Genomic DNA, 20,041 nt, shown 5'->3' with positions numbered 1-20,041 from the left:
GTCAGTCCTTGTCTCGCGTGAGCCGGCGCTGCACGAGCGCGATCACGAGCACCGCCACGAAGAAGATCAGCGAGATTGCGGCGGCGTACCCGATCTCCTGCTGCTCGTAGCCCTTCCGCACGGCGTGGTACACGATCGTCGAGGTCGAGCCGGTCGGCCCGCCCTGCGTCATGACGTCGACCTGCACGAACAGCCCGAGGGCGGCGATCGTGATCGTGACGAGCACGAAGATCATGGTCGGGCGCAGTCCCGGCCACGTCACGTTCGTGAACTGGCGCCACGGTCCGGCGCCGTCCATGCGGGCGGCCTCATAGAGCTCTTCGGGGATCGTCTGCAGCCCCGACAGCCAGATGATCATGTGGAAGCCGACGGCCTGCCAGATCGACAGCACGATGATGGCGCCCAGCGCGGTGCTGGGGTTGTTCAGCCAGTCGACCCCCGTCCACGCCCCGAACGTGATCGTGTCGATCATCGAGTTGATCAGGCCGTCCTTCTGGTACATGAACTTCCACAGGATCGAGACGACGACGATCGAGGTCACGACGGGGATGAAGAAGATCACGCGGAAGAGGGTGGTGCCGCGCATGCGGCGGTTCACCAGCACCGCCAGCACCAGGCCGAGGCCCGCCTGCACCGGCACGACGACGAGCGCGAACAGGAACGTGTTCCACGCCGACTGCAGGAAGACGGGGTCGGCGGTGAACGCGCGGACGAAGTTGTCGAGGCCGACGAAGCGCGGCGGGTTCGGCGAGATGAGCCGGGCGTTGGTGAACGACAGGGTGAACGCCAGGATCACCGGGATGATGAGGAACAGGACGAGGAGGACCAGGGCCGGGGCGATCATGCCCAGGCCCGCCCACGTCTCCCTGCCCTTCGAGGAGCGGAAGCGACGGAACGAGCGACGAGGCGTCTCGGCCGCGACCGTCGGAGGTGTGACTGTCATCGGTCTGCTTTCGGAGAATGGCTTTCAGGGGCGGCGGGGGCCCGAGCCCCCGCCGCCGATGGATCACTGGAAGCCGTAGCCGTCGTTGGACTCGATGTTGGTGTCGATCTCGGTGACCGCGGTGTCGAGCGTCTTCTTGACGTCGGCGCCGTTCATGATGTCTTTGGCCGCCGTCTCGAACGTCGACGAGATCACCGCATAGGCCGGCGTCTCCGGACGCAGCACCGCGAACTTCTGCGAGAAGTCCACGAACGGGCGGAGCACGCCGTCGTCGCCGAAGTACTTCGACGCCTGTGCCGCCGCGTCCGTCGCGGGGATCACGATCTGCTTGTCGGCGAACTCGGTGATGTACTTGTCCTGGAACGAGAACTCGAGGTACTCGCGGGCGCCCTCGGCGTCGTTGCACGACGACGAGATGGCCCACTGCCACGAACCGCCGCCGATCTTCGGGCCCTCGCCGAGGTCGACCGACGGCAGGATGAGCAGGTCGTCGCCGACCGCGTCCACCGAGGCGAGCGCGTTCCAGACGCCGGTGTAGCTGAGCGCGACATCGCCGTCGACGAACTCCTGATTGCCGACCGTGCCGCTGGTGTTCGCGTAGCCGTCCGCGAAGAGGCTCTGGAACCACTCGCCCCACGCGACGGCCTCGGGCCCGTTCAGGGCGCCGTCGGCGCTGAGCATCGTGTCGCGGTCGATGAGGTCGCCGCCGAAGCTCTGCAGGAGCGGGGAGTAGGCGTACGGCCACCATTCGCCGGTGTCTTCGGCGCCGATGTCGATGGGGGTGTCGTAGCCGGCGGCCTTGAGGGTCGCGAGGATGCCGGAGAACTCGTCCTTCGTCCACGGCTCATCGATCGTGGGGATGCGGATGCCGTTCTGCTCGAGTACGGACTTGCGCGCGAAGATCCCGAGCGCGGCGTCCCAGTACCCGGCCGAGTAGATCTCGCCGTCCCACTTGCCCACCGCGGTCGGCAGCAGCGAGTCGGTGATGTCGGTCGAGATCCCGAGCGGCTGCAGGTACCCGGCCCACGCCCAGTTGGGCATGATCGGGCCGTCGAGGTCGAGCAGGCAGGGAAGATCATCGGATGCCGCCGCCGCGACGATCGCGTCGTTGTAGGCGCCCTGCGGGAAGGACTCGTGCACGACCTCGTACTCGTCCTGCGACGCGTTGAAGTCGTCGATGATCTGCTCGTACACCTCGAGCTCTGCCTGGTTGCCGGCGGAGTGGGTCCACATCGTGAGCTTGGTGCGGCCGTCCTCGGTGGTGGCGTCGCCCTGGCCGGCCTGACCGCAGCCGGTGAGGACCACCGCGGTGACGAGCCCGGCCGAGACGGCGAGCGGGATACTCCTGCGCATTGTTGTGGTTTCCTTTTCTTTGTGACCCACGCCCGCGTGGGTCATCGATCGGGGGCCGCCTGTGGCGGCCGCTCGGTGTGTCAAGCCCGTCGCCGGTTCGGTTTGGCGACTTGCGCCGGCGGCGGGCCCACGGAGTCTCGTCGGATGACGGGACACTCCATCAGGTGGGTGGCGTCCTCATCCCCCTCTGCGCGGACGCCGAGCGCGACCTCCATCGCCCAGCGCCCCATGGCGTAGTGGGGCAGGGCGACGGTGGTGAGCGGAGGATCCTGTTCCGCGGCGATGAGCTGCTGGTCGTCGTAGCCGACGACGGACAGATCGCGCGGGATGTCGAGGCCGCGGCGGTGCGCGGCGATGTACACGCCGGCCGCCATGCGGTCGTTGAAGCAGAAGACGGCGGTCGGCCGCTGCTCGTCCGGCAGATCGAGCAGCACGTCGGCGGCGGCGCGCCCGCCGTGTGCGGACGTCTCGGCGCGCACGTGGAGCGCAGGGTCCGCGGGGATGCCGGCGGCGGCGAGCACTTCGAGATAGCCCTCGTGCCGCAGGCTCGAGGCGATGGGGCCGTCGACGCCCCTGTCGTCGGTGTCGATGTACGCGATGCGCCGGTGGCCGGCGTCCACGAGCTGACGCACCGCCGCCGCGCCCCCCGCGCGGTCGTCGGGCACCACGCTGCGGAACCCGCCCGCTGCGGGCCGGCAGTCCAGGAAGACCGTCTGGGGCAGCAGGCCCTGGGGCGCGTCGACGACCCGGTGCCACATGCACGCGTAGATCATCGCGTCGACCTGCTGGGCCGACAGGGCGCGGATGGCCTCGCTCTCGATCTCGGTGTCGCCGCCGGTGTCGAGCAGGTAGACAAGATGCCCGTTCTCACGGGCCGCGTCCTGTGCGCCGGCGAGCATCCGGCCCGCGAAGGGCGTCGTGGCGATCTGATCCGAGATGAGCCCGACGGTCCGCGTCTGCTGCGTGCGCAGGCCTCGTGCGACCGAGCTCGGCGCGTAGCCCACGGCCCGCGCGGCGTCACGCACGCGCCGCCGCGTCTCTTCAGAGATGCGCGCCTCGACGTCGTTCATGACGAGCGACACGGTGGTCACCGAGACGCCGGCGGCCGCCGCCACGTCGGAGATGCGCGCCCTCGCCATCTGTGACACTCCCTTGTGCTAAATCGATTTATCGTGCCGCGACGATTATGAACTGCGGAACGCGGGTCCGTCAAGTGCGATTTCTTTCCTCCCCCACCGGCGGAACCCGGGGCGGCGCCGGGGGCTACTCCATGCGACTATGGACGAGCTGTGCAAATCGATTTGCACAGCTTCCGATCCCAAGGAGCACAGAAATGAACACTCCCCCGAAGCGCCTCCGGCGGCTGCTGACCGGCGGCGTGACGGTCGCCGCCGTCGCGGCATCCGTCCTCGTCGGTCTGCCCGCCGCAGCCGCACCCGGCACCCCCACTGCCGGCGCGCTGCCGGATCTGCAGGACGGTCCCCGGCCGACCGTGCACACGCAGCAGGCGTACGCCCCCGAAGACGACTTCACCGCGAAGTGGACCCGTGCCGACGCCCGCCAGCTCAAGCGGCTGTCGGACCCGTCAGCGGGCTCGCGCGAGAACTCGATGCCGGCATCCCTCACGATGCCCGAGGTGCCGCAGGACTTCCCCGACATGTCGAACGACCAGGTCTGGGTGTGGGACACGTGGCCCCTGACCGACGAGCACGGCAACCAGTACTCGATCAACGGTCAGGAGGTCATCTTCTCGCTCGTCGCGGACCGCAGCCTCGGCTTCGACGACCGCCACGTCTACGCGAAGATCGGGTACTTCTTCCGCCCCGCCGGTGTTCCCGCCGATCAGCGTCCCGAGAACGGCGGCTGGACGTACGGCGGCCTCGTCTTCCCCGAGGGGGTAACCGGCAAGATCTTCGACGACCAGTCGTACAGCCACCAGACCCAGTGGTCGGGCTCCGCGCGCGTGTTCAAGGGCGGCGAGATCAAGCTCTTCTTCACCGACGTCGCGTTCTACCGCGACGCCCAGGGGCACGACGTCAAGCCGTACGATCCGCGCATCGCGCTCAGTGTCGGCAAGATCCACGCGACCGGCAACGGCGTGAAGCTCACCGGCTTCACCGAGGTGCAGGACCTGCTGCAGGCCGACGGCACGTACTACCAGACCGGGGCGCAGAATCCGTACTTCAACTTCCGCGACCCGTTCACGTTCGAGGATCCCGCCCACCCGGGCGAGACCTACATGGTGTTCGAGGGCAACAGCGCCATGACGCGCGGCGCCGCCACCTGCAACGAGGCCGACCTCGGCTACCAGGAGGGCGACCCGTACGCCGAGACGGTGGACCAGGTGAACGCCTCGGGTGCCACCTACCAGATCGCGAACATCGGCCTGGCCAAGGCGAAGAACGACGACCTCACCTCGTGGGAGTTCCTGCCGCCGATCCTCTCGGCCAACTGCGTCACCGACCAGACCGAGCGCCCGCAGTTCATCTTCAAGGACGGCAAGGCGTACCTCTTCACGATCACCCACCGCAGCACGTTCGGCGCCGGCATCGACGGCCCCGAGGGCGTCTACGGCTTCGTCGGCGACGGCATCCGCTCGGACTTCCAGCCGCTCAACGGCGGTTCGGGGCTCGCGCTGGGCAACCCGACGAACCTGAACTACCTGCAGGGCCAGCCGTTCGCGCCGGACTACAACCAGCACCCGGGCGCTTTCCAGGCCTACTCGCACTACGTGATGCCCGGCGGGCTCGTGCAGTCGTTCATCGACACGATCGGCACGTCCGACGACTTCGTCCGCGGCGGCACCCTCGCCCCGACGGTGAAGGTCGACATCGACGGCGCCACCACCAGCGTCGACTACACCTACGGCGACGGCGGACTGGGCGGCTGGGCCGACGTCCCGGCGAACGTCAACGTCACCCCCGGCGGACACGTCAAGCCGCTGCGCTGACCTGCCCGCTGACGAGAAGTGGATGCCTCGGCCGGCCCTGGCCGAGGCATCCACCTCACCGTTCCGACCGGAAGGACCCGATGACCAACCCCGCACCGCGACCGAGGACCCGTCGCCGCGGCCTGATCGTCGCCGCCGTCGTGATCGTCGCCGCCCTCGTGGCGACGGCGTGCGCCGTGGTGCTGTGGCCGCGCTCGGGCGAGCCGGCGCCGCAGGCCTCGCCGTCCGCCGACGCGTTCCAGCGCCCCGAGGACTGGTCCGCAGACCGTCCCGCCGTACACCTCACGCCGGAGCGGGCCTGGATGAACGACCCGCAGAAGCCGTTCTTCCTCGACGGGCTGTGGCACTTCTACTACCTGTACAACGCCGATCACCCCGACGGGAACGGCACGGCGTGGTACCACGCCACCTCGCCCGACCTCGTGCACTGGACCGACCAGGGCGTCGCCATCGACAAGTACGCGAACGGACTGGGTGACATCTGGACCGGAACGGCCGTCGTCGACGAGCGCGGCACGGCCGGATTCGGCGCCGGGGCCGTCATCGCCATCGTCACGCAGCAGACCGACGGCGTGCAGCGGCAGTCGCTGTTCGTCTCGCGCGACGGCGGCTACCGATTCTCGTCGTACGACGGCAATCCGGTCATGGACAACCCCGGCGTGGCCGACTGGCGCGACCCGCGCGTCTTCTGGGACGACACCGCCGGGCACTGGGTCATGGCCCTCGCCGAGCACGACCGCATTGGCTTCTACACCTCGCCGAACCTGCGCGAGTGGACGTACGCCTCCGACTTCGTGACGGCCGGTCTCGGCGTGCTCGAGTGCCCCGACCTGTTCCCCATGGCGGTCGACGGCGACCCCGACGACGTGCGGTGGGTGCTCGCCGCCGGCGCGAACGGCGCCGCCGAGGGCATGACGACGGGCACCGTCTACTGGACAGGTGCATGGGACGGCCGGCGCTTCATCGCGGACGCCGGTGGGCACCGGTGGCTCGACCACGGCCCGGACTACTACGCGTCCGTGACGTGGGACGACCCGCGGCTGAGCGCCGACGAGCGCATGACCGCGCGCTACGGCATCGGCTGGATGAACAACTGGTCGTATGCCGGTCGGCTTCCGGGCGACGACTGGCAGGGCGGTTCGGACTCGATCGTGCGACAGATCACCCTCCGCGCGGACGCCGACGGCCGGGCGACGCTGCATTCGACGCCCGCCCGCGAACTGTCCGGGCTCGAGGGCCCTCCGGTCCTCCTCGACGATGTCGTGCTCGAGGCCGGCCGGCGCACGCCCTCGACGACGGCCCCGCGCTCGGGCGCGTATCGGCTCCGACTGTCGGCGTCGGGCGACACCGGCGAACTGCGCGTGCGGATCGCGTCGGGCGACGGGAGCTTCGCAACCGTCGGGTACGACTTCGACGCGGGCACCGTCTTCGTCGCCCGCGACGCCGATGCGATCGCCGCCGACATGCCGGAGGACTACCGCGCCGTGCGGACGGCACCCGTCGCCGTGGCCGGCGGGCGGATCACGCTCGACATCGTGGTGGACACCACCTCCGTCGAGGTGTTCGCGGACGACGGGACCGCGGCGCTGACGATGGCGACGTACGGGGGTCCGGGCGCGCGCGGGGTGCAGTTGGAGGCGGCGCGCCACACCGTCAGGGTGGAGGACGCCAGCCTCGCGCCGCTGCGCGTGGCGCCGATCGCGCGTCAGTGAGCGGCGGGCGGCGCGACGGATCCGCGCTCGACCAGGGCGCCACGCAGCAGGTGCAGCCCGGTGGAGGGGGGAGCGGTGCCCTCGATGCGGTCGAGCAGCCGTGTCATCCCCCACCGGCCCAGCTCGTCGTGCGGGAGCGCAACCGTCGTCAGTCCCGGATCCAGCGCGTCCGCCACCGGGTGCAGATCGTCGATGCCGACCACCGAGAGCCTTTCGGGCACGGGGATGCCGCGCCTCGCGGCGGCCTGCATGACGCCCATCGCGATCTGATCGTTGAAGCAGATGATGCCCGTGGGCGGTGCGGAGCGATCCAGCAGGCGGCCGCCGGCCTCCCGCCCGCCGGAGGCATCGGATGTGCAGAACTCGACGCGATCGTCCCCCAGTGTCACGCCGGCGTCGCCGAGGGCCGAGCGGACCCCGATGAGACGGCCGCGCGCCGCGCGTGAGGCATCGGTCGTGCCCACGTACGCGATGTCGCGGTGGCCCTCACGGGTGAGCCGCTCGCACGCGAGCGTCGCGATCTGGGTCTCGTCCGGAACGACCGCGTCGACCTCCCACCCCGGCCCAGGGGCGGCATCCACCAGGACGATCGGCACGTCGTCGCCGACGGGCGGGCGATCGACGCGCTGGTGGTACATGCGGGCGATGAGCAAGCCGTCCACCCGCTGCGCGAGGAACCGCGCGATCAGATCGCGCTCCGCTTCGGCGTCCCCACCGCTCTCGCCCACCATCAGCAGGACGTCGCGCTCCAGGCCCGCCCGCCGGGCGCCCTCGATGATGCGTCCGGCGAAGGGCGTGGCCGCGAGGTCGTCGCCGATGAGGCCCACCACACCGGTCCGACGGCGCCGCAGCCCGCTCGCGACCCGATCGGGCATGTAGCCCAGTTCGCGCGCCACGGCCAGGATCCGCTCGCGGGTCTGGGCGTTCACCGCCCGCGCTCCGCTCAGGGCGTGCGAGACGGTCGTCGGCGAAACCCCCGCCGCGGCGGCGACATCGCTCACGCGTGCGCGTCCGCCCGAGGACCCGGGTGTCTGCATGAGCCCAGCCTATGGCTCAGGTATCGCGGTGGGCGGGTGGGGAGGACGACTCGAGCGCCCTCCCCACCACGATCACCGCGTCGCCGTGCTGCTGCCGAACAGGTGCAGCTCCGCGACGTTCAGGATCTGTCCGTTCACCAGCCGGACGTAGCGGTACGCGGTGTCGTCGGCGACGGTCCACCGCTGCCACGCGAGCGTCTTGGCCGGTGCCGCAGGCGTGAGCCGGGTCCAGGTCTGGAAGTCGTTCGAGCCTTCCAGCCGCATGTCGGCGATGCGGGAGGTGCCGTAGCCGTCCTGGCGGACGAGCAGCTCGGCGCCCGTGAGCGACACCGTCGCGCCCTCGCCGAAGTCCCACACGTTTCCGTACAGCCCGGAGTTGAGACGCGTGTCGGAGTGCGACGCCGGATCGCCGTCGAACATCTTCACCGTGTAGTTCGTCCACGCGGTGTCGACCACGCCGTCGGGACGCAGCACCCGCGCCGCGCGGAACGCGTCGTCGACCAGACCCGCGTCGGTCGAGACGAACAGGGTCGACCCGTCGGTCGTCGCCTGCACCGGGTCGGCGGTCCGGCCGTCGGGCGTCGTGAACCCGATCCGGAAGGAGACCGTCGCGCCGGCCTCGACGCTCTCGGGGACGACGGCGGACGCCACCCACTCGCCGGCCGCGGGTGAGGTCACCTGTGCCGTCTGGCCGAACACGGTGGCGGTGACGCCCGTGTTGCCGGCAGGTCCGGTCAGGTGCAGCTCGACGTGGTCGCCGGCGAGCACGCGGCCCGCGACACCATCGGGCGACGACAGCGTGACGGTGTCCATCGACCCGACGGCCTCGCTGCGCACGCCGTCGATCCGGATGTCGGCGATGCTCCAGATGCCGGGATACGCCGGGTCGGAGGGCACGCCCGGCTCGTCGACCTGGAACTTCAGGAACCGGAACCGCTGGTCGCGCACCTCAGCGCGCACCGGGATCCATTCGACGGCGGCATCCTGCCCCGCGTTCGGATGCTCGGTCAGCAGTGTCCACGTCGCGCCGTCGTCGGAGCCGTACACGTTCGTGCCCTCTGCGCGGTTGGGGAAGGTGTCGCGCGCCTGGAACCCGAACGCACTTGAGGCGACGCGGAAGCCCGGTCCGAAGTCGAACACGATGGCGGGCACGCGCTGGTCGCCCCACGACGTCTGGTTGTCACCGTCGGCGAGTGCGCGCAGCTGCGACGACGTGAGCGCCGGTGCGGTCACGATCCCCGTGTAGTCGAGCGTCCCGTCGGGCAGTGTCGGGTTGAGGAGCCGCAGGCCGGCGATCGCCTCGCCCAGCTGAGCCAGGAGGCCGGCGAACGTCGACGCGTCCGCAGTCTTGACGGCGTCCTTCGCCTGCTGGCGGAGCTCGGCCACCCGCTGCCAATCGGCGGAGACGTAGTCCTCGGCGGCGCCTTCGATGCGCTCCATGAGCTTGCCGATCGCCGACGGACGGGTCGGCGCGACCGTCACGTCCACCGGCAGTCCCGTCACCGTCGTGCCGTCCGAGGCGACGACGAGCAGCTCGCTGTCGCCGGCACGCGCGGGCGTCCACGAGACCGTGTCCCCCGAGAGAGTCGCCCCCTCGGGTGCGTGCTGCAGCGAGAGCGCGGGGGCGCCACCGCCGGCATCCGTCGCCGCGAAGGCGCGCGACCACGTCTCGCCGCGCACCGCCATGACCTCGACGGCCGGCGCGTCGGCGAACACCGGCGGCGTCAGCACGCCGTTCGCCTGAGCCAGCACGCCAGCGACGTCGACCGACGCGTCCGAGCCGGTCGCGGTGAGGAACACGATGTTGTCGCCGACGGCTCCGGGCGTCTTGTCGACGTTGAGGTCGAGCCACACGTAGCGCCATTGGCCGCCGGTGTCGGGGACGACGACCTCGGCGAACGGCTGCTCCCCCGACGTGCGCGCGACATCGAGTCGCGCCACCCCGTCGCTGCGCACCTTGACGCCCACGAGCGCGGTCTTGGTGCGGTCCGACCAGACGGCGCGGCGAACGGCGACCTGGGCATCGTCGGCGGCCGCATCGAGCCGCACGTACGCGGTGCCGTCGGCGTCCGCAGCCGCCCGGGCGCCCGCGCCGAGCGCCTTGCCGAATGTGCCGACCGACAGCTCAGCCGACGGCGCCGTCGGCGCCACCGTGCCTTCGACGTCGGCGAGCTGTTCGGGGAACGCGACCCAGTACTCGGCGCCGGTATAGTCCGAGCCGCGGTCGTTCCAGAAGTTCTGGATGCCGGTGCCGTAGTAGTACAGCGGCCCGTCCCGGTGGGCGTAGAGCTCGGCGACGTGCGGCGCCTCGGCCTCGACGTCGACCCCGGCGACGTACCGGTACTGCAGGTACGCCTCGCTGAGCGGATCCTGCAGCCGGCCGCGGTAGGCCTGCGAGATCGCGCCGCCCTCGTTCGCGGGGATGTACGGCACCTCCTCGCCCATCATGAACGCGTAGAAGGTGTCGGCGCCGGCGAGGATGCGGTCGTCCAGGAACCGGTACGGCGAGACCGCATCGGCGGCCGTGGAGACGGTGCCGGCCACCGGGTCGACCTTGGTGCCCTGGTTGTCGACGAGACGCGCGAGCGCGACGAGGATGTCCACGTCGCCCTGGCCGTGGGCCTGGTCGCGCAGCATCTCCATGTGCTGCACGAACGGCGCACCGGTGGTGTTGCCGGGTGCGTCGGCGGGGATCTCGCGGAAGATCGAGGCGAGCGCGCCGTTGACGTCGCCGCCGTACAGGTCGTGCTCGCTCTCGTACGTCGAGTTCACGGTGAACCACTCGACATACTTCGCGTAGAGGTCGGCGTCGTCGAGGAAGATCGCGGCGGCCACCATGCCGATGACCCCGTACAGGTGCTGGTTCCACAGCCGGTTCTGCGAGGCCAGGAACGTGCTGAGCACGGGTCGCACCAGGTTGTCTTCGATGCGCTGCTGGTCGGTGGCCGTCCAGCGCAGGTCGTAGCCGTCGAGCGAAGCGTTCGCGGGCTCGGTGCCGCGCACCACCTCGGCGGCGATCAACATGTAGTACAGCGGCACACCGGTGTGGATGTGCGCATCCGCGAAGTACGCGTACTTCGCCGGGTCGAGGCTGCTCCACGTCCGCAGGATGTGCAGGGTGTTGGCGCGGTACTGCTCATCGCCGGTGACGACGTACTCGAGTGCCTGCGCCATCGCTCCGAGGCTGTCGCGCAGTGCGCTGGAGCGCATGCCGGCGTTGTCGTACGCGTCGTTCTTGGGGGAGTCTGTGCCCGGCTGCGCGATCTCGGCCACGAACGTGCGGGCCGCGTACTTCGTCTGCGACATCGCCGCGTAGTAGCTCGCCCACGGGTCGACGCCCGCGAGCACTTGCGTGCGCATGTTCTCGAGGTGGTCGGCGGTGAAGCCGACGCCGGGGTGCGCGAAGCCCGCGTCGCTGGTGGTGCGGACGATGGCGGGAGGGGATGCCGTCGTCGCGGGCTCGACGGCGGCTGCCGGCTGCAGCGCCGTGAGGCCGCCGGCCAGCGCGATGGCGGTGGCCGTGACGGTCGCGATCAGTCGCCGCACGGGGCGTCTGCGGGTGATCCTCATCGATCTCTCTTCCTGTCGCCGCGGTCGGCACCGACCGCGGGTGTGGGGTTCCAGGTTGGATAACGTTTGCCAGTTAACGATGGCGGCTCAGCCGCCCCACGTCAAGACCCGATCTCAGCCGTCGACGTCGGGATCGAAGCGCACCGCGACGCGGCCGATGTCCGCCGTCCAGCCGCGACCGTCGAGGTCGTCCGCGCGCACGCCGAAGAAGAGGCCGGTGAAGCGCAACCGCGGACCGTGGTCGTCCGACAGCGTCCAGGCCGGGTGCACGCCGGGGACCGGCATCCACTCTTCCGAATCGGCGCGCGCCCACGCGAAGCGCAGGCCGGGGCCGTCGAGCGACAAGCGCAGCCGCAGCGGACCGTCAGGCGCGGCGATCGGCCCTGACCTCGTGGTTGTGCTGCCGTCGCGGCGCACCACGCGCAGGTGCCGGCCGTTCTCGTCGTCGTGCGTCAGCTGCAGCTGGATCCAGCCCGAACGGTCGTACCAGGCGATCGGACCCGCCGCCTCGCGCGGCGTGCGTGGTTCGGCGTCGAGCAGCACGTCGAACGACGCACGGTGCTCCTCGACGCGCGTGAGGATCATGGACTGATCGAACACGGATGCTGCGGAGTGTCCGCCGCGCAGCCGCAGCCACCCCGGCCGGGCGTCGAGGTCGGCGGTCGACGCGGGCAGGGCTGCGCGGAGCGTCGACCAGCGCGTGCGGTCGAGGGCGCCGGCGCTGAAGTCGTCGGTCCAGCCGCGCGGGCCCGACGCAGCATCCTCGCCCTCGCCGCCGATCACGACGTCGACGGACGCGTGGTGACCGCCGTCGGCGAGGCGCAGCCAGCCGTCGTCGTCGAACACCACCCGCTGCAGGCACGTCTCGCGGCCGAGCGTGCTGTACCGCTCCCCCAGGTGCAGCGTCGGCCGGCTGGCGAGATGCACGAGCCACCACTGCCCGTCGGGCGCCTGCACGAGCTCGCCGTGCCCCGCCTTCTGCAGGGGATGCCCGGGGTCATCGCGTGTCGTGAGCACCGCCTCGCGCGCGTCGCGTTCGTAGGGGCCGAGCAGGTTCCGCGAGCGGGCGATCGTGATGCCGTGGTTCCAGCCGGTGCCGCCAGCTGCGATGAGCAGGTGGTACCACTCGCCGACGCGGTAGAGGTTCGGGCCTTCGACGAGGCCCTCTTCGCGGTAGACCCTGATCGCGTCGCCGGTCGTCCGCTGCCCGTCGGCAAGGTACTGCTCCACGACCAGCCCCGAGAACGAGGGATGCTCGGGGCGCTGGTCCCACTGCACCCCGACGATCCAGTGCGTGCCGTCGGGATCGTGGAAGAACGAGAAGTCGAAGCCGCGCGAGCCGAGGTGCACGGGCGCGCTCCATGGCCCGTGGATGGACGGCGCGGTGACGAGGTAGTTGTCGATGTCCTTGTCGTCACCGTCCATCGTCCGCACGACCGAGTACGCCAGCCAGAACCGGCCGTCGGCGTACGACAGGCTCGGCGCCCACACTCCGCCCGAGTCGGGGATGCCGCGCAGATCGAACCCCGCGTCGAGGGCGTGACCGATCGTCGTCCAGTGCACGAGGTCGCGGGAGTGGTGCAGCCGCACCGCCGGGTGGAACTCGAACGTGCTCGTGGCGATGTAGTAGTCGTCGCCGACGCGCAGTATCGACGGATCGGGGTTGAATCCGCGCAGGATCGGATTATGGATGACGGGCACGAGGTGTCTCCGGGGTCGTCAGGGCGCGGGGTGGGCGAACGGCTCGCCGGCGACGACCCGCTCGATCTCGGCGAGCGTCGCCGCACCGAGCCGGCGCAGCTCGACGCCCATCGAGCCCGCCAGGTGCGGCGTGAGGAACACGTTGGGCAGTGTGTACAGCGGGTGCCCGGCGGGAAGCGGATCCGGGTCGGTCACGTCGAGGATCGCGCGCAGGCGGCCGCGCTGCAGTTCCGCCACGAGGGCGTCCTGGTCGATGAGCGGGCCGCGGGCGGTGTTGATGACGGTCGCTCCGTCGCGCAGCGCGGCAAGCACCGCAGCCGACACCATGCCCACGGTCGACGGCATCTCGGGGGCGTGGATCGACAGCACGTCGCAGCGGGCCGCGAGGCCGACCAGGTCGTCGACGAGCTCTGCGCCGAGCGCCGCGGCATCCTCGGCCGACGCGTACGGGTCGTACAGCAGCACCTGCACCTCGTTGTCGCGCAGCTTGCGCATGACGAGCGTGCCGATCGCCGAGGCGCCCACGATCCCGATGGTCGTGCCGTACAGACCGGCGCGCGGCGCGGCCGCCTCGCGGGCGATGAAGCGCTGCTCGGCGATGTACTGCCGCGACAGCCAGAACGCGTCCTTCGCGGCCAGCGTGATCAACGCATGGGTGAACTCGGCGACGGGGATCGCGTTGGCGGCCTTCGCGGTGGAGATCGGGATGCCGCGCCCCGCGGCCTGCTCGTCGAGCCAGCCGATCCCGCCGCCCCAGTGGACCACGGCACGCAGCCGTGTGAAGGCGGCGAGCTCGTCCGGCCCGGCCGGCGTCGCGCCCCAGCCCGCGATCAGCAGCTCGACACCCGACGGATCGGGGATGCCGGCGGCCGAGGTCGCGGCATCCCACGGGATCTCGAGCAGCTCGGTCAGCCGCGACCGCGCGCCGGCGTCGAAGACGAACGGGACGAGGCCCGGGTCCATCAAGAGCGCGGCCCTCATTCGCCGAGCTCCTGGATGCTCCACTCGTCGTGCCACTCGAGCGCGACCCGGCCGTCGCGGATGCGCAGCGGCAGCCACACCGCCTCGGACTCGGCGAGCGCCTCCGGCTTCCAGCGGTCGCCGATGTACACGTAGCCGTCGCCCACCGGCACCACGACGCTCACCTGGGAGTCGAACGTGCGCGTGCCGACGGGTGCGATGGGCCGCCACTCGTCCCAGGGGCCTTCGAGCGCCGGCGCGCTCGCGTACATGTTGTCGTTGAGGTCCCAGCCGGTCAGGTCCGAGCCGAACACGTAGTAGCGCCCGTCGTCATCGCGCACGAGCGTCGGCGACTCGTAGCCGATCTCGGGTCGCGCCTGCTGGCGCAGCGTGGCGACGACCGTCTCGACGCCCAGGTAGTCGTCGCGCAGCCGGTAGAGGTGCAGGCCGTGGTCGCGGTCCTCCGACAGCAGGTAGCCGACGCCGTCCTCTTGGAACACGCCGATGTCGCGACTGATGTTGCCCAGCGGCCGCTCGCTGCCGACGTACTCGTAGGGTCCCTCCGGCCGGTCGGCGATCGCGTACCCGACGCGCGCGTACGCGTAGTCGTCGGTATCGACATGCAGCAGCATGACCCAGCGCCCATCGGGGCGCTGCAGCACCTTGGGGCGCTCGATCACGCGGTCGGCGCCGAGGTCGCCCTCGCCTGCGACGAGCGCGTCGCCCTCGTACGTCCACGTCGCGAGGTCGGGCGAGGAGTAGCACGCGACGGCGGTGAACAGTCCTCCCGCCGCCTTGTCCTCGCCCCACGCGAGCCAGCGGTCGCCGATGCGCTGCAGGCCGATGCCGTGCAGCTGCGCGGTGCGACCGCGGTCGTCGACGAACACGCGGCCGGGCCGGATCACGCCGCGCTCAGCCACGGGTCACCCGCAGCACGCGCGCGCCGATGCCGGCGGGGGTCGTCACGTGCAGGCCCTCCGCTCCCGCCTGCAATCCCCAGGTCGCGTCCGCCGGGGGAAACACCACCTCGGCACCGGGAACCCCGGGGATCGTGAAGCCGGTGGATGCGGCATCCCGATCCCAGACGAACAGCAGGTCTCGGTCCGCCGTATGCAGACCGAGGCATACCACCGCGGCATCCCATGCCGGCAGCCCGAGGGGCCAGAACGGCGTGGCCCCGCGCAGTCCGTCGCGCAGTCCCTTGTGCAGCGCGACGGCTTCCGCGACCCGTGCGCGCTGCTCGGGCCGCAGCGCGTCGAGGAAGCCCGAAAGGTACAGCCGCCCGCTGAGGCCCGTGACGAGCGTGAACACCGTCTCTTCGTCGCTCATGTCGCGCGCCGGGTAGGCCCAGTTGCCGCACTGCTCGGGGAGGATCGACGCCGGCGCCGATGCCGCGATCGGCGGATAGAGACGGAAATCCTGCTGGTCGCTCGTGGACTGCAGGTGCGTGACGGCGAGCAGCGCGTAGTCGGCGCGCATCGCTCCCGAGCTGCAGTTCTCGATCCGCAGCGACGTGTGACGCCGCTGCACGCTCACGAGCCAGTCCCGGAACGCCCGCGTGTGGCCGAGCAGGCCGTCCCCCGGCGCCGTCGCGAGGTGCTCGGTGCCGGCACCCGGGTTGATGTTGTAGTCGAGCTTGAGGTACCGCACGCCGTACTCCTCGACCAGATGATCGACGGTGGCGTCGAGGTGCGCTCGGGCGGCGGGGTGGCGGAAGTCGAGGTGGTAGCGACGGTCCTCCTGCACGCGCCGGCCGAACCGCGTGAAGAACGCCTCATCGGGCAGTGTCGCCGCCGCCGGACTGTCGATGCCGACAACCTCGGGCTCGAGCCACAGGCCCGGCGCCATGCCGGCGCCGCGGATCGCGTCGATCACGCGGCGCAGTCCGCCGTCCGGGAACCGGGCGGGCGCCTCGCGCCATTCTCCGACGCTCGACCACCAGTCCCCCACCTCGGGATCGGCGAACCACCCGGCGTCGATGCAGAACACCTCGGCACCCGCCTGGGCCGCGCGCTCGACGAGGGGCAGCAGCTTCTCGGTCGTGGGCTGCCCCATGAGCGTGTTCATGAAGTCGTTGTACACCACGGGCAGCTGCTGCCCGCCGGCTGCGCCGCGCAGCCAGCGCCGGTAGCGGGTGAGCTCAGCGATCGCCCCGTCGCGTGAGAGAGGGGATGCCGCCAGCGCGACGGGCACGGCGGTGAAGGTCTCGCCCGGCAGCAGTTCGCGGGCGAACTGGTGCTCGAGGTCGGTCGGGCCGAGCAGCGACAGCACCCCGCCGTCGCGGGTCTGGCTCAGGTCGGCGTGCCAGCCGGCGCTCGTCTCGATCTGCCACGCGAGCGCCTCGCCGCCCGCGCTCAGCAGGTAGCCGGACGGCACGTGCTCGCCGCTCGACCAGGCGCCGTGGCTCGTCAGGCCGGCGTGACCGCGACCGTCCTGCCCGTGCAGGGGGAGGTCGACCTCGGGCAGCAGTCGCCGCACCGGCACCTCGCTCCAGCGGTCCTCGGCCAGCCACTCGCTGGACGCCGTGCCCCAGACCGCGGCGTCGAGGTCGCTCTGGCCGTGCCCGAACCCGATCGTGGCCGACGACACCGCCGTCACCACCACCGCCTCGCGACCCGCGTTGCGCACCTCGTTCTCGACCCGTACGGCGCGAGCGCCCACCGGCGCCGTCACCGTCGTACGCACCTCGATGCCCGTGCGCGAGTCGCCCTGCACGATGACGGCGCGCGTCGCGTCGGCGTCCGTGGTCACCTGCGAGCCCTGCACGCGCAGGCGCTCCCCCACCGCCGACCGCCAGTACGCCTGGCTCGTGCGGGCGCGCTGCTCCGTCGACGTGAACACCTCGACGAGCGCGACCGAGGCGCGACCCGCGAAGCCGGACGACGGGACGACGAGGGATGCCGGCGCATCGGGGCTCCAGCGCAGCTCGAACTCTCCAACGCGCGCGCGGGCGGTCGGGGGTGCGGCCTCGGCGGGGGCGTCGCGGGTGATGGCGGTGTCGGTCACGATGTCGAGCTCGTCTCGTCGGGGATCAGACGCAGGGCGTCGTTGCAGATGTGGATGCCGGCGCCCAGGAGCGCCGGGAGGAACAGGGCCAGAGCGGGCCCGAGCAGCGGGATCGCGGTGGCGGCGAGGCCCACCCCGATCAGCAGCAGCCAGCTCAGCGCGATGTGCGGGCGTCGAGCGATCGCCGTCGCCGCGGCCGTCAGCGTCTCCACCGCGCCGGCGCTGCTCGCCTGGTGCCCCGGTCGTTGAGCGGACGGCGCTCCCTCACCCTCCGGTCGTTGAGCGGACGGCGCTCCCTCACCCTCCGGTCGTTGAGCGGAGGGCGCTCTGGCGCCCGAAGACGAAACGCGCTCGTCCACGGTCGGCGCCGAGCCGCTGACGACGCACACGCCGACCAGCAGCACCGCGGCGAGCGCCGCTCCCGTGCCGACGAGCAGCAGCACGGCGTCCGACCCCTCGAAGAGCGCCAGGTCGTACTGCAGCAGCACGACCAGCAGCGACAGCGACGCCGCCGCCCACCACAGCCGGCGGCATCCTTCCGCGAACGCGGCCCAGAACGCGCGGACCGCCCGCGCCTCGCCGCGCTCGGCGAGCAGCAGCCGCGACGCGCGCAGCAGCGCGAAGGTGGCCGGCGCGACCGGCAGCAGCGACGCCGCGCTCAGCCACACCGCGAGGTGCGTCGCCTGCCACCCGACGAGGCCCGTGAAGGCGAACAGCGGCACGAGGCACGCCAGGTACGACACCGACACCGTGAAGTACGCGAACACGGCGACCACCGTGGTCGCGAGCGGCCCGTCGAGCGCGACCAGTGCCCTTGCGCGGGCGACGAGCGCGCTCATCCCTTCACCGCCCCGACCGACATGCCCTTGATGAAGTACCGCTGGAAGGCCGCGAAGATCGCGACGGACGGGATGATCGCAAGGATCGCGCCCGTGTAGATGAGCTGCCACTGCGACGTGAGCAGCCCGACCATGCGGTTGATCGCCACGTTGATGGTTCCCGCCGACGACGAGTCGAGGAACACCAGCGGGATGAAGAAGTCGTTCCACAGGCCGAGCGCCTGGATGATCACGAACGCCGACGTCACGGGCAGCAGCATCGGGAAGACGATCGACCAGAACGTGCGCAGCCGCCCGGCGCCGTCGATGGACGCCGCCTCTTCGACGTCGATCGGAACGCTCTTGAGAAAGCTGCAGTACAGCAGGATGCCGAAGCTCGCCGCTCCGCCCAGGTGCACGAGGATGACGCTCGTCAGCGTGCTGTACAGCCCGACCTCGTTGAAGCCCTTGACGAGCGGGATCATGCGCACCTGGAACGGGATCATGAGCCCCGCGATGAACAGGATGTACATGAACCGGGACGTGCGTCCGCCGACGCGCTCGATGCCGTACGCGGCCATCGGCACGATCGCGACGAGCAGCACGACGGTCGCGACCGTGATGATGAGGGTGTTCACGAGCGCTTCGCCGTAGTCGGTCTGCTGGAAAAGCTGCACGTAATTGTCGAGGGTGAACTGCGTCGGCAGCCCCATCGGGTCCTTCGTGATCTCAGCGTACGACCGGAACGAGTTCAGCAGTGCGTAGAGCACGGGACTCGCCACGATCAGCACCAGCACCGCGAGCACGATCATGACGACGACCTGTCCGGGCGTGAGCCTCTTACGAGGGGATGCCGCCTTCCGGCGTCCGCTGCCGGTCGCGGGCTGCGGGGCGACGAGCGTGTGCGTCTCGGTGCTCATGCCTGGATCTCCCTCTTGCGCATGTAGGCGTTCGCCGCGACGGTGCTGACGATCACCACGAGGAACAGCACGATCGCCGCCGCGCTGCCGAAGCCGGCGCGGTACTCGCCGAAGCCGACCTTGTAGATGAAGAACGCCATGGTCTCGCTGACGAACCCGGGCCCGCCCGAGGTCAGCACCATGACCTGATCGAAGATGGTCCAGCCCGCGATCATCGCGAGCGTCATGTTGACCGTGACGGCGCCGGCCAGCATCGGCCACGTGACGTGGCGGAACACCTGACGGCTGTTCGCGCCGTCGATGCGGGCGGCCTCGAGGAGCTCCTGCGGCACCGACTGCAGGTTGGCGAGGTAGATGAGCGTCGTGTTGCCGCCGAGCGTGAAGCACGTGATGAACAGGATGACGCCGACGACGATCGAGCTGTCGCCCAGCCAGTCGCGCGCCCAGTCCGGGAAGCCGGCGTCGCGCAGAAACGTGTTCACCGCGCCGAAGTTGTAGTTGAGCAGGTACTTCCACACCGTCGCGAGGATGAAGGCGCTCACGAGGGACGGCAGGTAGACGGCCGTGCGGAACAGGCCCTGCCAGCGTCCGACCTTGTCGAGCATGAGGGCGACGCCGAGCGAGATGGCGTTGACGATGACGGCCGAGCCGAGGCCCAGGATCAGCGTGTTCTTGACGGCGTTCCAGAAGCGGCCGCTCGTGACGATCTCTTCGTAGTTGCGCACGCCCACGTAGTCGTAGTCGGGGCTGATGCCGTCCCAGTTCGTGAAGCTCAGCTGCAGGGACTGGAGCGACGGCACGATCACCATGAGCAGGTAGATCACCAGCGCCGGTGCGATGAAGGCCAGCATCACCCACCGCGCCGACCGGAAGCGGCGGGTCCGGCGCTTCTCGGCCTCGGGCCCGGCCGGCACGAACGGCACGTCGTCGGGCGCACCCTCCGGAGCGCCGTCGAGCGGCCCCTCCCCGCTCAGGCGCACGGCGGCGCCGACCACCTGCGTCTGCCCCTGCAGGGCACTCTGATCTGTCATGGAGACCTCCTCGCCTCCGCGGCGCGGTGCCCGGGATCGC

At 70.8% G+C, this 20,041-nt stretch carries 14 protein-coding genes; 2 read left to right on the top strand and 12 right to left on the bottom strand.

The window, feature by feature from the left end; translation table 11 throughout:
* Nucleotide 1 precedes the first annotated feature (1 nt).
* From JNB62_RS10835 to JNB62_RS10825, 3 genes are all read right to left on the bottom strand, one after another.
* The gene (locus JNB62_RS10835; protein ID WP_223231080.1) at nucleotides 2-943 is read right to left on the bottom strand and encodes a carbohydrate ABC transporter permease; all 942 of its coding nucleotides are present in this window, start codon (nucleotides 941-943) and stop codon (nucleotides 2-4) included.
* A gap of 63 nt (nucleotides 944-1,006) precedes the next feature.
* Nucleotides 1,007-2,296: a sugar ABC transporter substrate-binding protein gene (locus JNB62_RS10830; protein WP_220300893.1), complete on the bottom strand. Its 1,290-nt coding sequence runs from the start codon at nucleotides 2,294-2,296 to the stop codon at nucleotides 1,007-1,009.
* Between the two features lie 80 nt (nucleotides 2,297-2,376).
* Nucleotides 2,377-3,435 (bottom strand): LacI family DNA-binding transcriptional regulator, encoded by a 1,059-nt coding sequence (locus JNB62_RS10825; RefSeq protein WP_220300892.1) that lies wholly within the window; start codon nucleotides 3,433-3,435, stop codon nucleotides 2,377-2,379.
* 194 nt (nucleotides 3,436-3,629) lie between these two features.
* On the opposite strand from JNB62_RS10825, the gene JNB62_RS10820 reads away from it, so the two are divergent.
* Together JNB62_RS10820 and JNB62_RS10815 are read left to right on the top strand one after the other, a co-directional pair.
* Nucleotides 3,630-5,246: a glycoside hydrolase family 68 protein gene (locus tag JNB62_RS10820; protein ID WP_220300891.1), complete on the top strand. Its 1,617-nt coding sequence runs from the start codon at nucleotides 3,630-3,632 to the stop codon at nucleotides 5,244-5,246.
* A gap of 80 nt (nucleotides 5,247-5,326) precedes the next feature.
* Nucleotides 5,327-6,958, top strand: coding sequence for a glycoside hydrolase family 32 protein (locus tag JNB62_RS10815; protein ID WP_220300890.1), 1,632 nt, complete (start codon nucleotides 5,327-5,329; stop codon nucleotides 6,956-6,958).
* On the opposite strand, the gene JNB62_RS10810 is transcribed toward JNB62_RS10815, so the two are convergent.
* The 9 genes from JNB62_RS10810 to JNB62_RS10770 all read right to left on the bottom strand — a co-directional run bounded on the left by JNB62_RS10810 (nucleotide 6,952) and on the right by JNB62_RS10770 (nucleotide 20,001).
* Nucleotides 6,952-7,995 carry a LacI family DNA-binding transcriptional regulator gene (locus JNB62_RS10810; protein WP_220300889.1) on the bottom strand — a complete coding sequence of 348 codons (1,044 nt, stop codon included), beginning with the start codon at nucleotides 7,993-7,995 and terminating at the stop codon, nucleotides 6,952-6,954. The genes JNB62_RS10815 and JNB62_RS10810 overlap by 7 nt on opposite strands.
* A 72-nt stretch (nucleotides 7,996-8,067) precedes the next feature.
* Entirely contained in the window at nucleotides 8,068-11,565 is a 3,498-nt protein-coding gene (locus JNB62_RS10805; RefSeq protein ID WP_220300888.1) for an alginate lyase family protein, read from the bottom strand.
* A gap of 114 nt (nucleotides 11,566-11,679) precedes the next feature.
* Nucleotides 11,680-13,266, bottom strand: coding sequence for a glycoside hydrolase family 43 protein (locus JNB62_RS19595; protein ID WP_220300887.1), 1,587 nt, complete (start codon nucleotides 13,264-13,266; stop codon nucleotides 11,680-11,682).
* An 18-nt stretch (nucleotides 13,267-13,284) separates the two neighbouring features.
* Complete coding sequence (locus tag JNB62_RS10795; RefSeq protein ID WP_220300886.1) at nucleotides 13,285-14,247, bottom strand: hydroxyacid dehydrogenase; 963 nt, start codon at nucleotides 14,245-14,247, stop codon at nucleotides 13,285-13,287.
* Nucleotides 14,244-15,146 carry a family 43 glycosylhydrolase gene (locus JNB62_RS10790; RefSeq protein WP_308291783.1) on the bottom strand — a complete coding sequence of 301 codons (903 nt, stop codon included), beginning with the start codon at nucleotides 15,144-15,146 and terminating at the stop codon, nucleotides 14,244-14,246. The genes JNB62_RS10795 and JNB62_RS10790 overlap by 4 nt, the downstream gene beginning before the upstream one ends.
* Complete coding sequence (locus tag JNB62_RS10785) at nucleotides 15,139-17,232, bottom strand: glycoside hydrolase family 36 protein (protein WP_220300885.1); 2,094 nt, start codon at nucleotides 17,230-17,232, stop codon at nucleotides 15,139-15,141. The genes JNB62_RS10790 and JNB62_RS10785 overlap by 8 nt, the downstream gene beginning before the upstream one ends.
* Nucleotides 17,229-18,071, bottom strand: a complete 843-nt coding sequence (locus JNB62_RS10780) for a hypothetical protein (protein ID WP_220300884.1) — start codon at nucleotides 18,069-18,071, stop codon at nucleotides 17,229-17,231. The genes JNB62_RS10785 and JNB62_RS10780 overlap by 4 nt, the downstream gene beginning before the upstream one ends.
* Nucleotides 18,068-18,970 (bottom strand): carbohydrate ABC transporter permease, encoded by a 903-nt coding sequence (locus JNB62_RS10775; protein ID WP_223231079.1) that lies wholly within the window; start codon nucleotides 18,968-18,970, stop codon nucleotides 18,068-18,070. The genes JNB62_RS10780 and JNB62_RS10775 overlap by 4 nt, the downstream gene beginning before the upstream one ends.
* A complete protein-coding gene (locus JNB62_RS10770; protein ID WP_220300883.1) occupies nucleotides 18,967-20,001 on the bottom strand; it encodes a carbohydrate ABC transporter permease in 1,035 nt (344 codons plus the stop codon). The genes JNB62_RS10775 and JNB62_RS10770 overlap by 4 nt, the downstream gene beginning before the upstream one ends.
* Nucleotides 20,002-20,041 lie beyond the last annotated feature (40 nt).

Source organism: Microbacterium jejuense, from assembly GCF_019511665.1.
Taxonomy (GTDB): domain Bacteria; phylum Actinomycetota; class Actinomycetes; order Actinomycetales; family Microbacteriaceae; genus Microbacterium; species Microbacterium jejuense_A.
This window is presented reverse-complemented; position numbering and strand designations above follow the sequence as displayed.